The organism is Brevibacterium pigmentatum (assembly GCF_011617465.1).
Lineage (GTDB): Bacteria > Actinomycetota > Actinomycetes > Actinomycetales > Brevibacteriaceae > Brevibacterium > Brevibacterium pigmentatum.
Genome location: NZ_CP050153.1, coordinates 1,692,401 through 1,714,484, shown reverse-complemented (window position 1 = coordinate 1,714,484; position 22,084 = coordinate 1,692,401). Strand labels below are relative to the sequence as shown.

Genomic DNA, 22,084 nt, shown 5'->3' with positions numbered 1-22,084 from the left:
TCACGAGGACGACAGTCTGCCGCGGTACCACCTCGCTTATCCGCTCTCCGACCGGTTCCGGTCAGTCAGCAGATCGCTCATTGACTAAGACGATGACGGGTCCACCCGTCCGGGTCTACTGAGAACACAGCGCTGTGCACGCTGGCTCCGTTCTTCCGGATGCTCCCCGGTGATAGCCGGATCGACGCAAGACAATCGTATACCGTCGACTCCGCCCGAGACCACTCGACAGGACATCTCAGTCACTTCGCCGAGGCGGCCCCGGGCAGGAGCCGTGCACGCTCAGAGTCCGCGGTTGCGGGCGACTTTGTGCTGGGCGGCCTGGGCGATCGGTCGAATGACCATGAGGTCGACATTGAAGTGGTGCGGTCGGGTCAGCGTGTACACGACGGCGTCGGCGACGTCGTCAGCGGTCAGCGGGTTCTCGACGCCTTCATAGACCTTCGCGGCCTTCGCTTCGTCACCGCCGACGCGTTTGTAGGTGAATTCGTCCGTGGCGACCATTCCGGGGGCGATCTCGATGACCCGCACGGGTTCGCCGGCGAGTTCGAGTCGCAGGGTCGCCGCCATCGAGTGGGTGCCGTGCTTCGCGGCGACGTAGCCTCCGCCTCCTTCGTAGGCCTGATGGCCCGCGGTCGAGGACATGACGACGATGTCCCCGCGGCCGGAGTCGATGAGGGCCGGCAGCAGGGCCTTGACGACGCGCAGGACACCGAGGACGTTGATGTCGAACATGTCCCGCCATCCGTCGATGGACGCCTCGGCGACGGTGTCGGTTCCGAAGGCGGCACCGGCATTGGCGACGAGGGAATGGACGACTCCCCCGGCGAGCACCTGCTCAGCCATGGATGCGACGGCGGCGTCATCGGTGAGGTCGGCGACGATGTAGTCGGCTCCGGTCTCCTCGGCGAGGGCCTTGAGTTTGTCCTCACGGCGTGCCACTGCCACGACGTCCCAGCCCTGCTCGCGCAGCTGTCGAACAGTGGCGGCACCGATTCCGGAGCTGGCTCCAGTGACTACGGCTCTGAGAGTTTCCATCTGTGTTCTCCTCTGTGGGGGGCGGTTGCTGTGACGAGTCGGAACTCCGGTCGCGCGGATTACCTGTTCGGGTTTCAGTCTACGGAGTCGGCTCTCGTCCGGGGGCAGTGTCCTCGGAACCGAGATCAATGTCGATCGAAGTTCTCAGGGACCGATCGGCCTGGCCCGGTTGCTCGGGCGGGGCGTCTTCAGTCGGGGTCGTCGACTTGCTCGGTCGGGAATGTGGGTTGCGGGGCCCGCCTTCCCCGAAGACGGTGCGGAAGCCGGGGATCTTCACGGCAACCCAGGTGATTGCTGCGCTGACGATCGCGTAGGCGATCGGCATGATGACAGCGTGGAGAAGGACGCCGGGCACGGTGTCCGGCAGGCCCATGGCATTGCGTACTGGGTAGAGCAGGAGCGGATGGAGGAGGAACACACCGAAGGAATACGGGTAGAAGCGGTGCAGCAGGCCGAATCCCTCACGCAGATGGAAGTGCAGGAGGAGATAGGCGGCCATGGAGGCGATGACGACCCCCGGGGCGAGGTACTCGTACGGGAACATCCACGGCTTCTCTCCGGGACCCAGTCCGGCCCAGACGGCGGTCCCGGCGATCGCGATTGCCAGCGTCGCCCAAGCGACGAGTGCGCCGCGGACGGACAGGACGATATCGCGCAGCACCCATCCGAGGATGTAGAAGCCGGCCATCGGCAGGAACCGAGTGGCGATATTGGCTTCGCCGACGTCGAAGATCATCGACACCCACTGGTCGGCCATGCCGATGCCGAGGAAGATCAGCCCCGTCCCCCATTGCAGCCTGCGGGAGCCGTGGAGGCTGAGCAGGCGGAAGAACGGGGTGAGCAGGGTCAGCCCCGCGAGGACGTAGAGGAAGTAGAGCTGGACGAACGGTGATCCGGTGAGGATCGCGATGCCGGGATTCCAGGATTCGTCGTCCGGCTGCAGGTAGTAGCGACGGAACAGGACATAAACGATGGTCCAGAATACGAGGGGGATGCCGATTCGCCAGACCCGTTTGGACAGGAACTTCCGCGGTTTGGTCCCCCTCGCGGGGTCGAGGGCCAAAGCCCCAGAGATCATGATGAACACGGGCACTGACCACCGACATGCGGAGTCGATGGCATTGGCCAGCCACCAGTCGGGACCCATTCCTGCGAAGTTCTCTTCGACGACGGTGCCCAGGGAATGAATAGCGACGACGGCGATGATCGCGATCGCCCGTGCCGGGTTCATCCACGCGGTCGACGTGGGTGGCGGGTTCTCACTCGGAATTCGGTCCAAAGGGGCCATGCGTCCATATTCTCATTGCCTGCGACAGAACCGTCTCACTCCCCCTTCAGGGTGTGAGCCGCCCCACCGGACCGACGAAGGTGAGCCTGAGCAGGTGCGCTGCCGTCTCGCGCCATCGAGGATTCGCATGTCAGCGGGCGCGAACCGGTTTGGCCGAAAGCGAACCGAGTGAGAAAATCAGCAACTATGAACACACCTGCCTTTTCGGACTCGACGCACGAGTCAGTGAACCTGCCTGACAAGCCGGCCCTCGAGGGCCTGCGGGACAAATGGGACGCCGCGTGGAGCGAGCAGAACGTCTACGCCTTCGACGTCGACACCGATCGCGAGCAGGTCTACTCGATCGATACTCCCCCGCCGACCGCCTCGGGGTCGCTGCACGTGGGACACGTGTTCTCGTACACGCAGACCGACATCATCGCACGCTACCAGCGGATGACCGGCAAGAACGTGTTCTACCCGCTGGGATGGGACGACAACGGCCTTCCGACCGAGCGCCGGGTGCAGAACTACTACGGCGTCACCTGCGATCCCAGCCAGCACTATGACCCCGACTTCCAGCCGCCGGCGAAGGCGCCGAAGAATTCGCGTGATTTCGTCAAGGTCTCTCGCCAGAACTTCATCGAGCTGTGCGAGAAGCTCTCGGCCGAGGACGAGAAGGTGTTCGAAGACCTCTTCCGTTCCACCGGGCTGTCGGTGGATTGGAAGTACACCTACCGCACGATCGATGACGATTCCCGTGCCGTGAGCCAGCGCGCCTTCCTCACCGATCTCAAGAACGGGCACGCCTATTCGCAGGACGCCCCGACCATGTGGGACGTGACCTTCGGTACCGCGGTCGCTCAGGCCGAACTCGAGGACCGCGAGCGGGAAGGCGCCTATCACAAGGTGAAGTTCTTCCCCGAGGGCGCCGATGGCCTGGCCGACACCTCGGCTGAGCCGATCATCATCCTCACCTCGCGCCCGGAGCTCATTCCCGCCGTCGTGGCGCTCGTCGCCCACCCCGATGACGAACGCTACGCCTCCCTGTTCGGCACCAACGTCGTTTCGCCGCTCTTCGGCGTCAGCGTCGAGGTTCGCGCCCATGAGCTGGCGAAGTCCGACAAGGGTACGGGCATCGCCATGGTCTGCACCTTCGGTGACCTCACCGACGTGACCTGGTGGCGCGAACTGGATCTGCCGACCCGCGCGGTGATCAACCGCGGCGGCCGCCTCAATCTCGAGGTGCCCGAGTGGATCGCCGCATCACCGAAGGCCGATGCGAAGGCCAATTACGAGGCCCTGGCGGGGAAGACGACGTTCTCTGCCCGCAAGGACATTGCGCAGATGCTCATCGACTCCGGTGACCTCATCGGCGAGATCGAGCCGATCACCCACCCGGTCCCGTTCTACGAGAAGGGCGACAAACCGCTGGAGGTCGTCACCAGCCGTCAGTGGTACATCCGCAACGGCGGTCGCTCGGCCGAACTGCGGGATGCGCTCATCGCCCGCGGTCGTGAGATCGAATGGCACCCTGCGTACATGCGCTCCCGCTACGAGAACTGGGTGGAGAACCTCAACGGCGACTGGCTGGTCTCCCGGCAGCGTTTCTTCGGAGTCCCGATCCCCCTGTGGTACCGCCTCGACGCCGACGGTCAGCCCGACTACGAGAACCCGATCGTTCCGGAATCGCTGCCCTGCGACCCCATCGCCGAGGCGCCTGCCGGCTTCACCGACGACCAGCGCGATGTGCCAGGCGGCTTCACCGCGGACCCGGACGTGCTCGACACCTGGGCGACGTCGTCGCTGACTCCGCAGCTGCTCGGCGGCTGGTCGCGTGATGAGGAGTTCTTCGACAAGGTCTTCCCGTTCGACCTGCGTCCGCAGGGACACGACATCATCCGCACCTGGCTGTTCTCCACCGTCGTCCGGGCGAACTCGCTCAATGATGCGGCCCCGTGGAAGCATGCCGGACTCTCGGGCTGGATCCTCGATCCGGACCGGAAGAAGATGTCGAAATCGAAGGGCAACGTGGTCGTGCCCTCGGACATCCTCGGCGAGGCGAAGCCGGGATTCGGTCCCGATGCCGTCCGCTACTGGGCTGCCAGCGCGAAGCTCGGCGCCGACACCGCCTATGACGTCACGCAGATGCAGATCGGTCGCCGTCTGGCGATGAAGCTGCTCAACGCGTCGAAGTTCGCTCTGGCTCAGGGCGTGCACGCCGGCCTCATCGGTCAGCTCGGTGCGGTCACGCACGATCTCGACCGGGCCCTGCTGGCGAAGCTGGCCGATGTCGTCGAACAGGCCGGCACGCACATGGCCGCCTACGACTACGCTCATGCTCTGCGCGTGAGCGAGAGCTTCTTCTGGGAGTTCACCGACGACTACGTCGAGCTGGTCAAGGATCGTTCCTACGGCGCCTCTGGCACCGACGACCAGGTGTCGGCCCACGTCACTCTGGCTACCGCCCTGGACGTGCTGCTGCGTCTGTTCGCACCGTTCACCCCGTTCGTCACCGAAGAGGTCTGGTCCTGGTGGCGCACCGGTTCGGTCCACCGTGCCGCGTGGCCGGCCGATGAGGCGCTCAGCCACCCGGATTCGTCCGTCGATCCCGAGCTGCTGGCGTCGGTGGCTGCAACCCTCACCGAGATCCGCCGAACGAAGACCGAGGCCAAGGTCTCGCAGAAGACCGAGGTCGCCTCGGTCACGATTCAGGCCCCGGCCTCCGTCGTCTCTGCGATCAAGGCGGCAGAAGGCGACCTCATGGCCGCCGGCCGCATCAAGTCCCTGACGACCGAGGAAGCCGGCGAGGAGATCACCATCGCCGCGATCAGCTTCGTCGAACAGAACTGAGCACTCGTCCACCACGACTGGGCACTGGCCGAGCCGAACCTCCGGGTCAGCCTGAGCCCACGTCAGGCCCCCGCAGAGCCCCACGGCACCCGTTTATCCGCAGAGTCGGAGCAGCGGATGCGGTGGGGCTCTGCGTATGTTCCGGAACGGAAACACGAATTGGCCCGATTCTGCGGCCCCTCCCCCGTAATATGGTTCTCGACAACTGAAGAAGTACCGACGTCCTCCCTGTACGAAAGGCCCCCAGAACCGTGAGAAGCGAACTGTTTTCCAAGCGCAACGCCGAGGTCCAGAACCAGGAGCGGTGGACCCTCCAATCGAATAAGATGCTGCGTTCGGTGGTCACGCCGAATGCCCCGATGATCGCCACCAAGGGCGCCATGGTCGCCTACCAGGGCGATGTCCGCTTCACCCACCAGGGCTCGAAGTCGGTCGGCCAGTTCATGAAGAAGGCGGCCACCGGCGAAGGCGGCAACGTCATGCGCGTCGAGGGACACGGTGAAGTGTTCTTCGCCCGGGAAGCCTCGAACATCTTCATGATGGCCCTCGAGGGACCGCAGGACGCACTGACCGTCAACACGGCGAACCTGCTCGCCTTCGACGACGCTCTCAGCTGGGAGATCAAGCGCATCAAGGGCGGCGTCGGAGCAATGGTCAGCGGTTCGGGACTGTTCAACCTCGAACTCGCCGGGCAGGGCACCGCCGCCATCTGCTGCAAGGGCGAGCCCATGGTCCTCGACTGCTCGCAGCAGCCGACCTTCGTCGACCCGCAGGCCGCCGTGTGCTGGTCCTCTGCTCTGGCACCGCAGATCAAGACCGATGTCAACGTCGGCACGTTCTTCGGCCGCGGCTCCGGCGAGTCCGTGCAGCTGGCGTTCCACGGCCCCGGCTTCGTCGTCGTCCAGCCTGCGGAGAACGCCGTCTACTCGGCGACCACCAGCTGACGCGCCGTGCCAGCTTCGAGGTGACGCACCTGCGAACCTCGAGCTGGCAGAAGTCGCCGAGACACCCCCGACCCGCTGTGATGGCAGCGAGCCGGGGTGTCGTCGTCTCCACGAGGCTGTCGAGGCCGCTGTTCGCGCAGACCCTCCCTCGCCCCGTTCTCGCATCCCTTACCCGTCGCCCGTCTTCACCTCGCTGCAACGGTGCGCTTTGTCAGGAACAAGGAGGGATACGAAGGCACCGAGGGGGATTGCCGCTTACAGGGTTGTGTGAGGGCAGCGGTGCGTAGTGCTGCAGAAGACCTCTTGCCCCGTCGTACCGTGGGATCAGGCGGTGGGGACGGTGTGCTCGTGGCCGCCGCGCTCGACTCGGTACTTTCGGAAGGTCGGGAAGATCGCGGCGCAGGCGAGCACGAGGACGATGACGGCGATGCCGCCGCCCGCCGAGGCGACCGTGGTGTTCGAGACGGCCGCGACGGAGCCGTGGAGGACGTCCGCGATACGAGGTCCGCCGGCTACGACGACGATGAATATTCCCTGCATCCGACCACGCATCGCATCGGTGGCGGCCTCTTGCAGCATCGTCTGCCGAAAAGCACCGGACACGATATCGGCTCCCCCGCCGACCGCCATCGCAGCCAATGCGACGACGAGCGCGGTCAGCCAGAAACCGCGCGCAAGCTCGAGGGAGAACCCGAAGACGGTCATCGCGGCGCCCCAGACGGCGATGGCGACGATGACGGCCAGTCCTTGGCGCTGCACGCGTGAGACCCACCCGGAGAAGATTCCGGCCACTGCGCTGCCACCGGCCAGAGAAGCGAAGAGCAGAGAGAAGACGATGCCGCCTTCGGGCGGACCGTCGAAGGTCTCGGCGGCGATCTGCGGGAACAGTGCTCGCGGCATTCCGAAGACCATCGCGATGATGTCCACGAGCAGAGAGACCATGACGACGGTGTTCGTCCGCAGGTACCGGAATCCGTCGACGATGCCTTTGAATCCCGACCGCGTATCGGGCTGTTTCTGCGGCGGCAGCGACGGCAATCGGATCACTGCGTAGAGCGTGGCGAACAGGAACACGGCGTCGATGACGTAGAGCAGCTGGTACCCGAACAGCGGGATCAGCGCTCCGCCGAGGACCGGCCCGATGACGGCTCCCAATGTCATCACGGTCATATTCAGCGAGTTCGCCGCGGGCAGCAGGCCGAGTGGGATGATCGACGGCAGCAGTGCGCCCCTAGCCGGCTGGTTCAGCCCGAAGAAGGCCTGCTGCATCGAAAACACCGACAGCAGCAGCCAGACATTGTCGACGCTCAGCACCGCGATGAGTGCGAGTATCGCGCTCGTGACGATCAGACCTACGGTCGAGATCACGAGGAGCCTGCGCCGATCGATGACGTCGGCCAGCGACCCACCCCACAGCCCGAAGACGATGAGCGGAACCAGACCGAACGCACCGGCGAGCCCGACATAGCCCGACGACCCGGTGATATGGAAGATCTGTGCGGGAATCGCCACGACCGTCATCTGCGCACCGATGACGGTGACGATGTTGGCTGCCCACAGCCGTCGGAACGACGCGTAGCGCAGTGGGCGTGTGTCAGCCAGGAGCCTCATGTGTCAGAGGCTCAGGCTGATTTCTTGTTCGTCCTGTTCCGTGACTTCGGCACGAGGGTCGGGGCGACATTGGACTCGACGACGTCCTTGGTCACGACCACCTCGGCGATGTCCTCTCGTGAGGGCACATCGAACATGACCGGCTGCAGGACCTCTTCCATGATCGAGCGCAGGCCGCGAGCTCCTGTGCCGCGCAGAAGTGCGAGATCGGCGATGGCTTCGAGGGCTTCGGTCTCGAACGTCAGGGAGACATTGTCGAACTCGAACATCCGCTGGTACTGCTTGACCAGTGCGTTCTTCGGTTCGGTGAGGATCGACATCAGTGCGGCACGGTCGAGGTTGGACACGGTGGCCAGCACAGGGAGGCGACCGATGAATTCGGGGATGAGACCGAATTTGAGCAGATCCTCCGGGAGGATGTCCGCGTAGAGGTCCTCTTCGTCGTTCTTCGACTGCAGAAGGGCACCGAATCCGATGCCGTGTTTGCCCTTGCGGCCGGCCACGATCTCTTCCATCCCGGCGAAGGCGCCGGCGACGATGAACAGCACGTTGGTCGTGTCGATCTGCAGGAAGTCCTGGTGCGGGTGCTTGCGCCCGCCCTGCGGCGGAACCGAGGCCTGAGTGCCTTCGAGGATCTTCAGCAGTGCCTGCTGCACGCCTTCACCGGACACGTCACGGGTGATCGACGGGTTCTCCGACTTGCGGGCGATCTTGTCGATCTCGTCGATGTAGATGATTCCGTGTTCGGCGCGCTGGATGTCGAAGTCCGCAGCCTGGATGAGCTTGAGCAGGATGTTCTCGACGTCTTCACCGACGTAGCCTGCTTCGGTCAGCGCGGTGGCGTCGGCGACGGCGAAGGGGACGTTGAGTCGCTTGGCCAGCGACTGCGCCAGGTAGGTCTTTCCCGAGCCGGTGGGACCGACGAGCAGAATGTTCGACTTCGCGATCTCGACTTCGGAATCGCCGGCGCCGAGGGTCTTCTCATCGCCTGACTGCAGGGAGCGGATGCGCTTGTAGTGGTTGTAGACGGCTACCGACAGTGCCTTCTTCGCGGGTTCCTGGCCGACCACGTATTCCTGGAGGAAGTCGAAGATCTCACGTGGTTTGGGCAGCTCGAGTTCGGCCTGCTCCGGAGTGGACTCGCTGAGTTCCTCTTCGATGATCTCATTGCACAATCCGATGCATTCATCGCAGATGTAAACACCAGGTCCGGCGATGAGTTTCCGAACCTGCTTCTGAGACTTCCCACAGAAGTTGCATTTGAGCAGGTCTGCTCCGTCCGCACTGCGAGCCACTGTCACAACCTTTCGCCAGGACGCTTGGCCCCAACTCTACCGCTCGTGTTTCCTGTACCTCAATAGCTTCCCACACGTGGCGGACACGAGCCCCCAGCCACGTCTCGGTGTGTCGGAGGAAGGAACCGAGAACGGGTCCGCGCGATCACGATCGCACGAACCCGTTCTCAGCGTTTTCCGGTCCTCCGAGAGGTGATCAGTTCGCGTTCTTGCGCGAAGAGAGCACCTGGTCGACGAGACCGTAGTCCTTGGCCTGCTCGGCCGTGAGGAAGAGGTCGCGTTCGATGTCGTTCGAGACCTGAGCGGCCTCCTTGTTGGAGTGCTTGGCCAGAGTGCCCTCCAGCCATTCGCGCATCCGCAGCACCTCGGCGGCCTGGATCTCGAGGTCAGAGGCCTGACCCTGGCCCTGGCCCTGCATCGCCGGCTGGTGGATGAGCACTCGCGCGTTCGGCAGCGCCAGACGCTTGCCGGGAGTTCCGGCGGCCAGCAGCACGGCGGCGGCCGAGGCGGCCTGACCGAGGCAGACGGTCTGGATCTCCGGCTTGATGTACTGCATCGTGTCGTAGATGGCTGTCATCGCGGTGAAGGAGCCACCGGGCGAATTGATGTAGAGAGTGATGTCGCGGTCCGGATCCTGTGATTCGAGGACCAGCAGCTGAGCCATGACATCGTCGGCGGACGTGTCGTCGACCTGAGCGCCGAGGAACACCACACGATCGTCGAAGAGCTTCGTGTAGGGATCCTGGCGCTTGAAGCCATAGGGTGTGCGCTCTTCGAACTGCGGCATGACATAACGCGACTGCGGCATGTTCGACGCCGTCGAACCCGGCATAAAGTTCATTGAATTCATTCTTCCCTCACTCCTGCTCAGTTGTTCTCGACGTCGGACGCGCGGGTGACCATCTTGTCGATGAAGCCGTATTCGAGGGCTTCCTCAGCGGTGAACCAGTGGTCACGATCGTTGTCCTGGAGGATCTGCTCGAGCGACTTGCCCGTCTGCTGAGCGGTCAGTTCCGCCATCTGCTTCTTCATGTGCAGGATCAGCTCGGCCTGGATCTTGATGTCCGTGGCCGTTCCGCCGATGCCGCCCAGCGGCTGGTGCATGAGGATGCGCGCGTGCGGGGTGGCGTAGCGCTTGCCTGGGGTGCCCGAGGACAGCAGGAACTGTCCCATCGAGGCGGCCATGCCCATGGCCACGGTCGAGACGTCGGGCTTGATGTACTGCATGGTGTCGTAGATGGCCATACCGGCGGTGACGGATCCGCCGGGCGAGTTGATGTAGAGCGAGATGTCCGCTTCGGGATCTTCGGCGGCCAGCAGCATCATCTGCGCGCAGATGGCGTTGGCGTTGTCGTCACGCACCTCCGAACCGAGCCAGATGATGCGCTCCTTGAGAAGACGATTGAAGATGTGGTCGTCGAGACCCATTCCCCCACCGGCGTCGAGGCCGACGGGAGCTGTCATGTCGTGTGCGCTCACGTTTCACTCCTGTGTTCTGTGGATGGCTTGCTATGGACTCTAACCGCTCTCCCCTGGGTTTTAGTCCGCGGCGAGGCCTGTGTTCGCCCTCAGCGTGATCGGGATCAGCGCAGATGCAGAGACGGTGGGTACGGATCGTGATCCGTACCCACCGTCTCATCAGGATTCCACCGCCGAGGCGGCTCTCCCTCAGTTCTCTTCGGCAGCCTCTGCAGGTGCTTCGTCCGCGGCTTCCGCGCTCTGCGCGTCAGCGTCGGCTTCCTCGGCGTCGTCACCGGCGGAGGTGAAGGCCTCCATGTCGACGACGTTTCCGGCGGTGTCCTTGACCGTGGCACCAGCGAGGACGGCGGCCAGTGCCTTGCGGCGCGAGACCTCGCCGACCAGCGCGTTGACCTGGCCGGAGCTGTCGAGCATCTGAGCGAACTCGTTGGGGTTCATTCCGTACTGCTGCGAAGCGGAGATCAGGTACTCGATGAGTTCGGGCTGGCTGACCTCGACGTTCTCGGCTTCGGAGACGGCATCGAGGATGAACTGCGTGCGCAGGTTGCGCTCGGTCTCCTCGGTGACCTCCTTGCGGTGCTCGTCATCGTCCGAACGGTTCTCGGATTCGAGGTGACGCTCGACCTCGTCGGTGACGATCTTGGCCGGAACCGGCACGTCGAGGGTCTCCATGAGGTGTTCGAGGACCTTGTCGCGTGCCTGGACGCCCTGCTCGGTCTCCTTGGTCTTGCCGGCCTGGACGCGCAGGTCCTCACGCAGCTCGTCGATCGTGTCGAACTCGCTGGCCAGCTGAGCGAAGTCGTCGTCGGCCTCGGGCAGTTCGCGTTCCTTGACAGCACCCAGGGTGATCTTCACGGTGCCCTGTTCGCCGGCGTGCTCGCCGCCTGCGAAGGTGGTCTCGAAGGTCGTGGTCTCTCCGGCGGAGAGCCCGTCGAGGGCCTCGTCCATGCCTTCGAGCATCGTGCCGGCGCCGACCTGGTAGGAGATGTCGGAGGCGGTGTCGATCTCTTCGTCACCGATGGTGGCGACGAGGTCGAGGGTGACGAAGTCGTCCGTGGCTGCGGGGCGATCGACGGCGACCAGGGTTCCGAAGCGGGTGCGCAGCTGCTCGAGCTCGGCATCCACATCGGCGTCGGTGACGTCGATGGGGTCGACCTCGATGTTGATCGTGTCGTAGGCAGGCAATTTGACCTCGGGACGCACGTCGACCTCGACGGTGAAGCCCAGTTCGCCGTCTTCGGTTCCGTCGAGTCCGGGAACCTCGGAGATCTCGACCTCGGGCTGGCCCATCGGCTTGAGGTCGTGCTCTTCGACCGCGTTGCGGTAGAAGTCATCAAGACCGTTGTTGACGGCTTCCTGGATCACAGCAGGACGACCGATGCGCTGATCGATGATGCGCGAGGGGACCTTGCCCTTGCGGAAACCGGGGACGGTCACCTGGGCACCGATGGTCTTGTATGCCTCGTCGACGCTCGGCTTGAGTTCGGCGTATGGGACTTCCACGCTGATCTTGACCCGGGTGGGGTCGAGTTGCTCGACGGAGCTCTTCACAGTGTGACCTTTCAAATTCGACAGTCATGCATTTTCGGTCATCTCCGACCTGATCATCCGGGTTCGTGACCGCAAACGGCCATCTCACAGCCTGATCGGTCATCTCGTGACCTTAGAGGGAGCGAAAGTCCACGAATAGTTCGCGCACGTCCGCAAGACGCAATCACCTATGTTACGCGAAACCCCGCCCGTTACGCGAAACAGGGGTGATTTCACGAATCCGGTCCACCTCGGTTCACGTAGAGCTCGTCGAGGGTGATGATGACGTTGGCTGCCGTCCACGACAGCGGTGCCACGGACACCGGGACACCTTCGGCGCTGATCTTCTCCGGCAGGGATCCGGCGCTCGTGCGGTGGTCGGCGAGCCAGTCGAGGATCTCCTCGGCCTTCTCCACCTGCCCGAGGCGCGCAAAACCGAGCCCCATGAGCGAGGTCGACGGCGTCCAGCTGGAGCGGTCGATGATCCATCCGTGACCGGGCTTGATCCCGCCTGCCGGCTGGACGAGCCGGTCCCAGACTCCGCCGAGGAGCTCAGGGTCGAGTGCATAGATCCCCTCTGCCTGTTCCGGTACGAGTCCGGCGGCGGGCAGGTAGGCAATGGCCGAATCGGCCCCGCCCGAGGTCGGATACCGCTGCATCCCATTGGCTTCGAAGGTCCGGGTGAAGGTCGCACGGTAGTCATCTGCTGTGCGCCGGACGGATTCAGGATCTCCGCCGAGGCGGCTCCACAGTTCCGGATCCGCCTTCGTCAATGCGGTGAGCGAATTCATCCCGACCAGGGTCGGCCCGGCCAGACCGAGGGTGACCTGCGATTCTCCCACCTCCCAATAGTCCGGGCCGACGGGAGGCAGGCTGCGACCGTCGGAGGTGAGGTCGAAGAGGCGCCGGGTGGTCCGTCGCAGCAGGTCATCGAGGTCGCCGAGGTCGAACGGTTCGGCCGTCGCCGTGGACACCGCGTGCACGTCGGATACCGCCCAGAGGACGAGGCCGAGGGAGTCGAACTGCGATTCCCGGTCGTCGGGAGCCATTCCCGTTGCCGGGCCGACTCTGGCGGCGAACGAGCCGTCGACGGCCTGCACGGACTGCAGGAAGAGGAGATGACTCCAGGCCAAATCCTGTCGACCGACTCGCGCCAGGGCGATGGCGGAGAACGCGGTGTCACGGGGCCAGACGTACCGCCAGGGGCCGGCCCATCCGGCGACCGCGGCGGGCAGATCGTCGCTGAGCACCCACAGGTCGAGCAGAGCCGAGACCGCCAGGTCGCGGTGGTGGACCGGCAGCAACGACAGCCATGGTTCGCAGGCCTCGAGGAACTCCTGCTGCCTCCTCGCGGGCGCCGGGTCGGCGAGTTCCGGCATGACTCGCGACTGCGCGGGCAGCGTCTGCGCGGTTTCGACGTCGAGGGCTTCGCGCTGGCCGGAGGAAGTGTAGGCAGCTGTGACGGAACGGACGGGGTCGGGGCGGGCCGCCTCGGCGAGGGCTGCCGTGATCGCTGAGCCGAGACCGATCGCGCCGATCCCGATGGCGGCACCGGTGAGGATCGCTCGCCGGCTGGGCCGTGCGGTGCTCTGTGCACCGTGCGGGAGCGTGCCCTGCAGGGGTCGAACGGCGGTGGTCATGGGAGGATCCTACCTGTCCGGGCATGAGAAAACCGGCCTGACCAACGGGTCAGACCGGCTTGTGGAGGGGATGACGGGAATCGAACCCGCACCATCAGTTTGGAAGACTGAGGCTCTACCATTGAGCTACATCCCCGTGTTGCGAGTTCGACTATAGTCGAGAACTTCCTCGACCGCCAAATCGACATTCGGTGACCTGCGTCACTTGCCTATTTGCACTGTGAGGTGCGTCGCATTAGCGGGTTTGCTCGATTCGCAAGGTGCAAGTCCCGACCCGCCTGTGGTTAGATAGGAGCCGTCGCGGGATGTGGCGCAGCTTGGTAGCGCATCTGTTTTGGGAACAGAGGGTCGCAGGTTCAAATCCTGTCATCCCGACAGACCAAAGCCGCTCGGATCATATGATCCGAGCGGCTTTGTCGTTCCTGGCAGCCTCAAGCGCCTACGTCGAGAGCTCAGGCCTCGAAGTCGATGACCTGACGGATGACCGTTCCGTCGGAGAGCGCGTCGAATGCCTCATTGAGCTCGCTCAGTGAGATCGTGTCGGAGATGAGCTCCTCGACGGGCAGTTTGCCCTCCCGCCACAGCTGGGCGTAGATGGGGATGTCTCGGCTCGGCACCGCGGACCCGAGATAGGAGCCGATCACGGTCCGCGCCTCGGCGGTCAGAGTCACCGGGGTGATGCTCGACTGCGCATCTGGTGCGGGAAGTCCCACGGTCACGGTCGTCCCGCCGACAGCGGTGGCCGAGAACGCGGTCTCGAAGGCCCGAGGATGTCCGACGCATTCGATGACGATCGGTGCCTTCCGCTCCCCCAGCTGCTCGGGTGTGAAGACCTCGACGGCGCCGAGTTCCTTCGCCCGTACGAGTTTGTCGGGGTTCGCGTCGACGCCGATGACGCCGGCGGTCTCGATGGACAGCGCCGTGATGAGTGCGGCCATTCCGACCCCGCCGAGCCCGACGATCATCACTTCGTCGTCCGGTCCGGGACGTCCGGCGTTGAGGACCGCTCCCCCTCCGGTAAGCACGGCGCAGCCGAGCACAGCGGCGATGGACGCGGGGACGTCCTCGTCGACGGGAACGACCGATGCACGGTTGAGCACGGCATGAGTGGCGAATACGGACGCGCCGAGGTGGTGGAGCACCTCGGCGCCGGTGTCCTCATGGAGACGGACCTTGTGACCGTCGAACGGCAGAGTTCCGGCACCGTTCGTCGCACTGCCCGGGGTGCAGGGCAGCTTCCCGTCGGTACGGCAGTTCGTGCACTCCCCGCACCGAGGCAGGAACACTGTGACGACCTGTTGGCCGACCTCGAGGTCATCGACACCGTCACCGAGCTGCTCGACGACTCCCGCACCTTCATGACCGAGGAGCATCGGCAACGGGCGGGGACGGTTTCCGTCGACGACTGAGAGATCCGAGTGACAGACCCCAGCGGCCGTCATCCGGATGAGCACCTCACCGGGACCCGGTTCATCGAGTTCGAGAGACTCGATCGAGATCGGCTGCGACCCGGCGAAGGGCCGGGGCCGCTTCATCTCCCGCAGCACGGCGCCGTGGATCTTCACAGTGTCCTCCTCGTCACAGTGTTCTTACTTTCACAGAGCCTGCTGGCCCTGCTCCTCATAGTCGGCCATGATGTTGATGCGCCGTTCGTGGCGCTCGTCGCCGGAGAACGGCTCGGCCAGGAAGGCGTCAACGATGGCGATCGCTTCGGCTTCGGGGTGCTGGCGGGCGCCGACGGCGACGATCTGAGCGTTGTTGTGCTGGCGGGCCAGCTTCGAGATCTCCGGATTCCAGGCCAGAGCGGTGCGTGCGCCCTTGACCAGGTTTGCGGCCATCTGCTCGCCGTTTCCGGATCCGCCGATCACAACGCCGAGAGCGTCGAGTCCGGCGGCCTGATCATCGACGACGGCCTGCGCCGCGGCGATGCAGAATGCCGGGTAGTCATCGAGGGCGTCGTATTCATGAGCGCCGTGGTCGACGACGTCGTGCCCTGCCTTCTCCAGGTGAGCTTTGAGGAGCTCTTTGAATTCGAATCCGGCGTGGTCGGTGCCGAGGTGAACCTTCATATGTCTGCCTTTCGGTGCGGTGTGTGGATCGGTCGAGTCCGCTGATTGTGCGGACCGCCCCGTCTCAGTCGAAGCTCGGGCCCTGGTCGCGGGTGCGCTTGAGCTCGAAGAATCCCGGTGTCGAGGCGACGGCGAGGACGCCGTCGAAGAGCCGTCCGGCGTCCTCTCCCTTCGGAGCGGGGGTGACGACAGGACCGAAGAACGCGGTTCCGGCGACGCGGCAGATCGGCGTGCCCACATCGTCGCCGACCAAGCTCAGAGCCTCGTCGTGGGAAGCCTGGAGCTGGGCGTCATAGTCCTCGGTCTCGCCGTACTTCATGAGTTCGGCAGGCAGCTGCAGTTCGGCGAGGGCCTCGGACACAGCTTTCTCGAAGTCCTCCTCTCCACCCGGGTGGATGCGGGTGCCGATCGCGGTGTAGAGCGGTTCGGCGATGTCATCCCCGTGTTCGGCGATAGCGGCGGTGACGATGCGCATCGGAGCCAGAGCCCGGTTCATCAGTGCGCGGTAGTCGTCGGGAATGTCCTTGTCACGGTTGAGGAAGTTCAGGCTCATCGGGTGGAACTTCACGTCGACGTCGCGGACCTTGGCCACTTCGAGACCCCAGCGCGAGGTCATCCATGCCCATGGGCAGGCCGTGTCGAACCACAGATCGAGTGTTTCTCTGCTCACTGTCTCTCCTCTTTCATCCGCTTGCGGGCCCGTGTCGGGCACCCATCGTGTCAGTACTCAATCTACCAATACCCGCCGAGTGCGGGGACAGCGGTCGAATCCCGATCCGTGGTGCCGATATCGCACCGGGAGCGCATGTCCATGAAAGAATGACCGCGTACACCCGGTTCCCGAAGCGAAGGTCACCTCACTGTGCCGCAACACAACCTCACCCGCGACGAAGCACGCGAACGTTCAGCCAACGTGGACGTCTCGAGCTACGAGCACACTCTGATCCTCACAGGAGTTGGTGAGAGTTTCCGCGTCCGCTCACGTATCCGCTTCGCTGCAGCATCGGATTCGACGACGTTCATCGACGCCATCACCGCCAGCGTCGAGCGCGTCCGCCTCAACGGCACCGACCTCGACCTCACCGAGGTGGTCGCACCGGCCCGCATCACCCTTCCCGGTCTCGCGGCTGAGAACGAGCTCATCGTCGATGCTCATTTCTCCTATATGAATACCGGCGAGGGCCTGCATCGCTTCGTCGACCCGATCGATGACGAGGTCTACCTCTACTCCCAGTTCGAGGTCCCCGACGCGCGCCGTGTCTTCCCCGTCTTCGAACAGCCCGATATCAAGTCTCCGTACTCCTTCACCGTCGTCGCACCGGAGAAGTGGACGGTCGTCTCGAATTCGCCCACCCCGACGCCGAGCGATCCGAAGGAGACCTTCGCCGAACTCGGAGAGACCCCGCAACCGGGCATGGCGGTGTGGCAGTTCGCCCCCACCACCCCGATCTCGTCGTATATCACCGCGATCATCGCCGGCCCCTATGAATCCGTGCATTCGCAGCTGACGTCCTCCGACGGATCTGTCGTGCCCCTTGGTCTGTACTGCCGTGCCTCGCTGCTCGAGCATCTCGACGCGGAGAAGCTGTTCCGGATCACGAAGGCCGGCTTCGAGTTCTTCGAACGCGAATTCGATGTCGCCTACCCGTTCGAGAAGTACGATCAGCTCTTCGTCCCGGAGTTCAATGCCGGAGCGATGGAGAATGCCGGTGCCGTGACGATCCTCGAGAACTATGTGTTCCGGTCCCGTCCCACCGAGGCTCTGGTCGAACGCCGGACGGTGACGATCCTCCACGAACTGGCTCATATGTGGTTCGGAGATCTCGTGACCATGCGCTGGTGGAACGATCTGTGGCTCAACGAGTCGTTCGCCGAGTTCATGTCGACGCTGGCGACGGCCGAGGCGACCGAGTTCGCCGATGCGTGGACGACGTTCGCCACGATCGAGAAGTCCTGGGCCTACCGCCAGGATCAGCTGCCGAGCACCCACCCGATCGTCGCCCCGATCGAGGACCTCGCCGATGTCGAAGTCAACTTCGACGGAATCACCTACGCCAAGGGAGCCTCGGTGCTCAAACAGCTCGTCGCCTGGGTCGGTCGCAACGAGTTCTTCTCCGGTCTCAAGAGCTACTTCGACAAACACGCCTGGTCGAACACCGAACTCTCCGATCTCCTCAGCGAGCTCGAAGCCACCTCGGGCAGGGACCTGGAGGCCTGGTCGAAGCTGTGGCTCGAGGAATCCGGGGTCAACCTCCTCGAAGCCGTCGTCACCGCCGAAGACGGTCAGGCAGCCGGCGACGCGGCGAAGACGGACGAGCAGACGATCTCGACCCTGCAGGTGACTCAGAAGCCGTGGTCGATTCCGGGACAGCCCACGCCGTCGCTGCGACCGCACCGACTGGCCATCGGCTTCTACTCGGACAACGGACAGGGACGACTGAAGCGCACCCATTCGTTCCCGCTCGACATCGACGGCGAATCTGCCGAGGTCACCGAGGCCCGTGGCCTGGCTCTGCCCGATGTCATCGTCGTCAACGACGCCGACCTCAGCTATGCCAAGGTCCGCTTCGACTCACGCAGCATGGAAACGGCGGCGCACCGGCTGGGCGACTTCGACGATTCGCTCACTCAGCTGCTCGTTCTGGCCACCCTGTGGGACGAGGTCCGGGACGGCGAACGGCCCGTCCACGACTACATCAACACTGTGCTCACCCATCTGGGCGCCATCACCCATTCGTCCGGGCTGCTCACGCAGATGCGTCAGCTCGACACCGCGGTCGCCTCCTACCTGCCTCCGCAGGAGCGGGAGACGAAGCACGCCGAGGTGGCCGACCGTTTCATCGAACTGCTCGAAACGGTCGAGGAGGGAACGGATCAGGCCTTCCAACTCGTGCGCGGGTTCATCCGTCATGCAACCACGCCCGAGCAGCTGGACCGCCTGAAGTCCTGGCTGCGGGCTGAGAAGGACAACGTCTATGGGATCACTCTGGACACGGACCTGACGTGGGAGATCATCATCGGTCTGTCTGCGAACGACGCCGTCGACGATTCCGCCGTGGCGGAGATGAGCCGCAAGGACCCCAGCGCCACCGGTGTTCGCCACGCCGCGACCGCACGCGCCTCCAGGCCCACCTCGGCGTCGAAATCACGCACCTTCACCCGCATCGTCGACGATGCCGATCTGCCGAACTCCGAACTCGGGGCACTGGCGCTGGGCTTCGGAACCGGTCTGCAGAAGGACTCCGGAGAGCTCATCGCCGCCGAAGCACCGCTGCGGTCCTTCGCCGATGAGTACTTCGCCCGGGTAGCCGGTTGGTGGGAGACGCGCACGTTGGAGATGGCGCAGACGATGACTCTGCGACTGTACCCGCCGGTGAGTTCTGCCACAGTCAAGGCCACCCGGCGGTGGCTCGACGATCACCCGTCCGCGCCGAAGGGCCTGGTGCGGCTGATGCGGGAGAACCTCGCCGATGCGGAGCGCGCATTGCAGGTTCAGCGTGCGTCCAGCGCTTCCAAGGGATCGTTGAACCTTCACAGCTAATCTCGAATGATCATGACTTCCGAAGCAATTGATACCACTGTTCAGACTGCAAGTGACTTCGATTGGGCGTCGTTCCTCCTCGGCGCGCCGCTGAAGATCACCGTCATCATCATCGGCGCCATCGTCGTCAATCTCGTCATCCGGCTCTTCATCCGCAGGTTCACCACCGCGGTCGCCAAGGGCACCGTCGGCAGCGAGAAGGCTGAAAGCGCCGGCCGAACGAAGTTCTCCGCCACTGCCCTTGAGGCCCAACGCACCGGGATCGATGAACAGACGATCAAGGAACGCCGAGCCCAGCGAGCGAAGACCGTGGGACGGATGCTGTCGTCGGTGACGACGATCCTCGTCAGCGTCATCGCGGTCCTCATGATCCTCGATGCCCTGAGCTTCAACATCGCCCCGATCCTCGCTTCTGCCGGTATCGCCGGTGTCGCCATCGCCTTCGGTGCTCAGGAGCTCGTCCGCGACTACCTGTCGGGATTCTTCATCGTCATCGAAGACCAGTACGGAATCGGTGACACCGTCGACCTCGGCGAGGCCGTCGGCGAAGTCGAGGACGTCGGCCTGCGTCGCACTCAGATCCGCGACCTCACGGGCACCCTGTGGCATGTGCGCAACGGTGAGATCCTGCGCGTGGGCAATCTGTCCCAGGGTTGGGCACGCGCCGTCCTCGACATCCCCATCGACTACCGGACCTCGATGGATGAATACCGCGAGATGACCGAGGACATCACGCGCACTCTGCGGAAGGATCCCGAGCTGTCGAAGGCGATGCTCGAAGATCCGGAGATCGCCGGTGTCCAGTCGCTGTCGGGCTCCCACCGCGTCATCCGCACCATGGTCAAGACCAAACCGAACCTGCAGTGGATGGTCGAGCGTGCCTTCCGTGCCGAACTGATGACCCAGCTGGCCAAGCGCGGCGGACAGATCGGTATGGTGCAGGAGACGGTTCTGCGCACCCTGCCGGACAAGGAGCAGGCAATGGCCCCCGCGGCCGCAGGCGACTCCGAGAATCCCTCGCCGCTGCCCAGTGGCCAGGAGATCCGCAGCACCGCGCAGGAAGACTCCCCCAGTGAAGGATCGAGTGATGACGCAGACAACTGACGGCTCCATCTTCGAGGCCGTCGGCGGACATGACACGTTCGCCCGCCTCGTCGACGTGTTCTACCAGCATGTCGACGCCGATGCACAGCTCATTGCGATGTATCCGGACGGCCACGAGCTGGAGGGGGCGAAGCACCGTCTGCAGATGTTCCTCGAACAGTACTTCGGCGGTCCGTCGACGTATCAGGAGCAGCGCGGCCACCCGCGACTGCGGATGCGGCATTTCGACTACCCCATCGATTTCGACGCCCGTGACCGCTGGCTGCGCTGTATGCGTGCGGCTCTCGATGATGTGAGTCTGCCGCCGCTGTACGACGAGATGTTCTGGGACTACTTCCAGCGGGCCGCGACCGCGATGGTCAACACGAATCCGAACATCCGCTGATCACCGACCCTGAGCGCGCGTGTCACCGACCCCGCACGCGCGTGAGCAGGTGACCGCCCGGGGTGACGAGGCGCAGCCAGCCTCCGGATTCCATGATGCGCAGCTGCCGGTCATCATCGCGACCGACGGGCGGAACGAAGCGCAGAGCGGTGGCGGCGAAGGCCAGTCCTCCGGGCAGTCCGGTCCCCTGCTCACCTGTCATCTCGCGTGACCACACCCGGGAGCGCAGAGCTTTGACCGCATGTCCTCCGGATCCCTCGGGTGCACCGGTGCTGATCTCTGCGATCCCTGCCTCCGCCGTCTCGTGGAGCTGTCCGACCGTGATCGTGTCGTATTCGGCCCAACCCCCACGCGGAGGCGCGATCCCCGTCCACGACACGAGCACGGAGTTCGGCGGCACCGGAAGAGTGGTTCCGTTCTCGTCGCGCGCAAACCGGTCGAGGAGGTTCGACAGCGGCACCGCCTCGTCGAAGCCGTCGAGTTCATGATCGTCCAGGCGCAGCATCCGCATGGCCAGCACCAGCGGCGTCGAGTCGCCGAGTCCGTGCGGGAACAGCGGTGCCACGGTGGCGGCGAGGACGTCGGAGGCCACCTGCAGCCGCATCGCTCCGTCGGAATCCGCCCGATGGGCCAGAGACGTGAAAGCAGAGAGATCCCGCATCGCCAGCGGGTCGTTGATGTGCAGTTCCGTCATCGCCGGGTCCTCCGCAGCGGGACGGGCGTGCCGAGCACCGATTCCATCGCTTCGGTCTCGGCTTCGCTGAGGCGGCGTGGTCGACCGCTGGCGATGTCGATGAAGACGATGATCGTCTCGGCGACCGTATAAGTGCGCGAACCGTCCGGTTCGCAGATGACATATCCCACCGTCACCGAGGCGGGGCTGACCTCGCTGATGACGAGATCGACGGCGATGGGTCCGGTGCGATAGGGAATCGGAGCGCGATATTCGATCGCGTGGGAGGCCACGAGGAGCTCCGTCGTCGCCGAGGCGTCGGCGAAGATCGTCGGAATCTCGACCCCGCTGACGGTCTCGAACACTCCGTGCTGTCCGGGCGTAGTCGGTGCGTCGGAGCTGTGAGTGGGAGAGCCGAGGGCGCGCACTCGCGCCTCTTCCAACAGTTTGAGCTGGGTGACGTTGTTGACGTGGCCGTACGCGTCCATATCACCCCATCTCAGTTCCAACAGTACGCGGGTGAACTCGTCGAGAAGGGGGTTGGTGGCGCCTGAGTGCATGCCTCCCATCATGCCACCTTCATCACGCCGATGCCGCACGCGATAGGATCGTGACTCGTACGCACGATTGGCCGAGCCATCCGAGGGAGAAGCCC

General features: G+C 64.4%; 18 protein-coding genes and 2 tRNA genes. 6 read left to right on the top strand and 14 right to left on the bottom strand.

Going from position 1 to position 22,084, the window contains the following annotated elements; all coding sequences use genetic code 11:
- Positions 1 to 282: 282 nt before the first annotated feature.
- Together GUY30_RS07740 and GUY30_RS07735 are read right to left on the bottom strand one after the other, a co-directional pair.
- Positions 283 to 1,038, bottom strand: a complete 756-nt coding sequence (locus GUY30_RS07740) for an SDR family oxidoreductase (protein WP_062242236.1) — start codon at positions 1,036 to 1,038, stop codon at positions 283 to 285.
- Between the two features lie 79 nt (positions 1,039 to 1,117).
- Positions 1,118 to 2,326 carry an acyltransferase gene (locus GUY30_RS07735; RefSeq protein WP_167195848.1) on the bottom strand — a complete coding sequence of 403 codons (1,209 nt, stop codon included), beginning with the start codon at positions 2,324 to 2,326 and terminating at the stop codon, positions 1,118 to 1,120.
- A gap of 186 nt (positions 2,327 to 2,512) precedes the next feature.
- Between GUY30_RS07735 and valS the strand changes: the two genes are divergently transcribed.
- Together valS and GUY30_RS07725 are read left to right on the top strand one after the other, a co-directional pair.
- Entirely contained in the window at positions 2,513 to 5,158 is a 2,646-nt protein-coding gene (gene valS / locus GUY30_RS07730; protein ID WP_167195846.1) for a valine--tRNA ligase, read from the top strand.
- A gap of 251 nt (positions 5,159 to 5,409) precedes the next feature.
- The gene (locus tag GUY30_RS07725; RefSeq protein ID WP_167195843.1) at positions 5,410 to 6,102 is read left to right on the top strand and encodes an AIM24 family protein; all 693 of its coding nucleotides are present in this window, start codon (positions 5,410 to 5,412) and stop codon (positions 6,100 to 6,102) included.
- A gap of 324 nt (positions 6,103 to 6,426) precedes the next feature.
- Here GUY30_RS07725 and GUY30_RS07720 read toward each other — a convergent pair whose 3' ends face one another.
- The 7 genes from GUY30_RS07720 to GUY30_RS07690 form a co-directional block, all read right to left on the bottom strand.
- Positions 6,427 to 7,713 carry an MFS transporter gene (locus GUY30_RS07720; RefSeq protein WP_167195840.1) on the bottom strand — a complete coding sequence of 429 codons (1,287 nt, stop codon included), beginning with the start codon at positions 7,711 to 7,713 and terminating at the stop codon, positions 6,427 to 6,429.
- An 11-nt stretch (positions 7,714 to 7,724) separates the two neighbouring features.
- Complete coding sequence (clpX, locus tag GUY30_RS07715; protein ID WP_167195838.1) at positions 7,725 to 9,008, bottom strand: ATP-dependent Clp protease ATP-binding subunit ClpX; 1,284 nt, start codon at positions 9,006 to 9,008, stop codon at positions 7,725 to 7,727.
- Between the two features lie 196 nt (positions 9,009 to 9,204).
- A complete protein-coding gene (locus GUY30_RS07710) occupies positions 9,205 to 9,849 on the bottom strand; it encodes an ATP-dependent Clp protease proteolytic subunit (RefSeq protein ID WP_062242223.1) in 645 nt (214 codons plus the stop codon).
- A 26-nt stretch (positions 9,850 to 9,875) separates the two neighbouring features.
- Positions 9,876 to 10,472: an ATP-dependent Clp protease proteolytic subunit gene (locus GUY30_RS07705; protein ID WP_101545567.1), complete on the bottom strand. Its 597-nt coding sequence runs from the start codon at positions 10,470 to 10,472 to the stop codon at positions 9,876 to 9,878.
- A gap of 204 nt (positions 10,473 to 10,676) precedes the next feature.
- Complete coding sequence (tig, locus tag GUY30_RS07700; protein ID WP_167195835.1) at positions 10,677 to 12,038, bottom strand: trigger factor; 1,362 nt, start codon at positions 12,036 to 12,038, stop codon at positions 10,677 to 10,679.
- 212 nt (positions 12,039 to 12,250) lie between these two features.
- A complete protein-coding gene (locus tag GUY30_RS07695; protein ID WP_167195832.1) occupies positions 12,251 to 13,657 on the bottom strand; it encodes a glycoside hydrolase family 15 protein in 1,407 nt (468 codons plus the stop codon).
- A 62-nt stretch (positions 13,658 to 13,719) separates the two neighbouring features.
- Positions 13,720 to 13,793: transfer RNA gene (locus tag GUY30_RS07690), tRNA-Gly, on the bottom strand.
- A 165-nt stretch (positions 13,794 to 13,958) separates the two neighbouring features.
- On the opposite strand from GUY30_RS07690, the gene GUY30_RS07685 reads away from it, so the two are divergent.
- Positions 13,959 to 14,032, top strand: a tRNA-Pro gene (locus GUY30_RS07685).
- 77 nt (positions 14,033 to 14,109) lie between these two features.
- On the opposite strand, the gene GUY30_RS07680 is transcribed toward GUY30_RS07685, so the two are convergent.
- The 3 genes from GUY30_RS07680 to GUY30_RS07670 all read right to left on the bottom strand — a co-directional run bounded on the left by GUY30_RS07680 (position 14,110) and on the right by GUY30_RS07670 (position 16,396).
- Entirely contained in the window at positions 14,110 to 15,222 is a 1,113-nt protein-coding gene (locus GUY30_RS07680) for an alcohol dehydrogenase catalytic domain-containing protein (RefSeq protein WP_167195829.1), read from the bottom strand.
- A 30-nt stretch (positions 15,223 to 15,252) separates the two neighbouring features.
- The gene (locus tag GUY30_RS07675) at positions 15,253 to 15,726 is read right to left on the bottom strand and encodes a ribose-5-phosphate isomerase (protein WP_167195826.1); all 474 of its coding nucleotides are present in this window, start codon (positions 15,724 to 15,726) and stop codon (positions 15,253 to 15,255) included.
- 64 nt (positions 15,727 to 15,790) lie between these two features.
- Positions 15,791 to 16,396: a mycothiol-dependent nitroreductase Rv2466c family protein gene (locus GUY30_RS07670; RefSeq protein WP_167195823.1), complete on the bottom strand. Its 606-nt coding sequence runs from the start codon at positions 16,394 to 16,396 to the stop codon at positions 15,791 to 15,793.
- Between the two features lie 192 nt (positions 16,397 to 16,588).
- Between GUY30_RS07670 and pepN the strand changes: the two genes are divergently transcribed.
- Genes pepN through GUY30_RS07655 form a run of 3 tightly spaced genes read left to right on the top strand, consistent with a single transcriptional unit; the run spans position 16,589 to position 20,756 of the window.
- Positions 16,589 to 19,267: an aminopeptidase N gene (pepN, locus tag GUY30_RS07665; protein ID WP_167195820.1), complete on the top strand. Its 2,679-nt coding sequence runs from the start codon at positions 16,589 to 16,591 to the stop codon at positions 19,265 to 19,267.
- 12 nt (positions 19,268 to 19,279) lie between these two features.
- Positions 19,280 to 20,371, top strand: a complete 1,092-nt coding sequence (locus GUY30_RS07660; protein WP_167195817.1) for a mechanosensitive ion channel family protein — start codon at positions 19,280 to 19,282, stop codon at positions 20,369 to 20,371.
- The gene (locus GUY30_RS07655; protein ID WP_167195814.1) at positions 20,355 to 20,756 is read left to right on the top strand and encodes a globin; all 402 of its coding nucleotides are present in this window, start codon (positions 20,355 to 20,357) and stop codon (positions 20,754 to 20,756) included. The genes GUY30_RS07660 and GUY30_RS07655 overlap by 17 nt, the downstream gene beginning before the upstream one ends.
- A 22-nt stretch (positions 20,757 to 20,778) precedes the next feature.
- On the opposite strand, the gene GUY30_RS07650 is transcribed toward GUY30_RS07655, so the two are convergent.
- Together GUY30_RS07650 and GUY30_RS07645 are read right to left on the bottom strand one after the other, a co-directional pair.
- The gene (locus GUY30_RS07650; RefSeq protein ID WP_167195811.1) at positions 20,779 to 21,450 is read right to left on the bottom strand and encodes a DUF8185 domain-containing protein; all 672 of its coding nucleotides are present in this window, start codon (positions 21,448 to 21,450) and stop codon (positions 20,779 to 20,781) included.
- A complete protein-coding gene (locus tag GUY30_RS07645) occupies positions 21,447 to 21,989 on the bottom strand; it encodes an acyl-CoA thioesterase (RefSeq protein WP_167195808.1) in 543 nt (180 codons plus the stop codon). Before GUY30_RS07645 ends, GUY30_RS07650 begins: the two co-directional genes overlap by 4 nt.
- Positions 21,990 to 22,084: the final 95 nt, after the last annotated feature.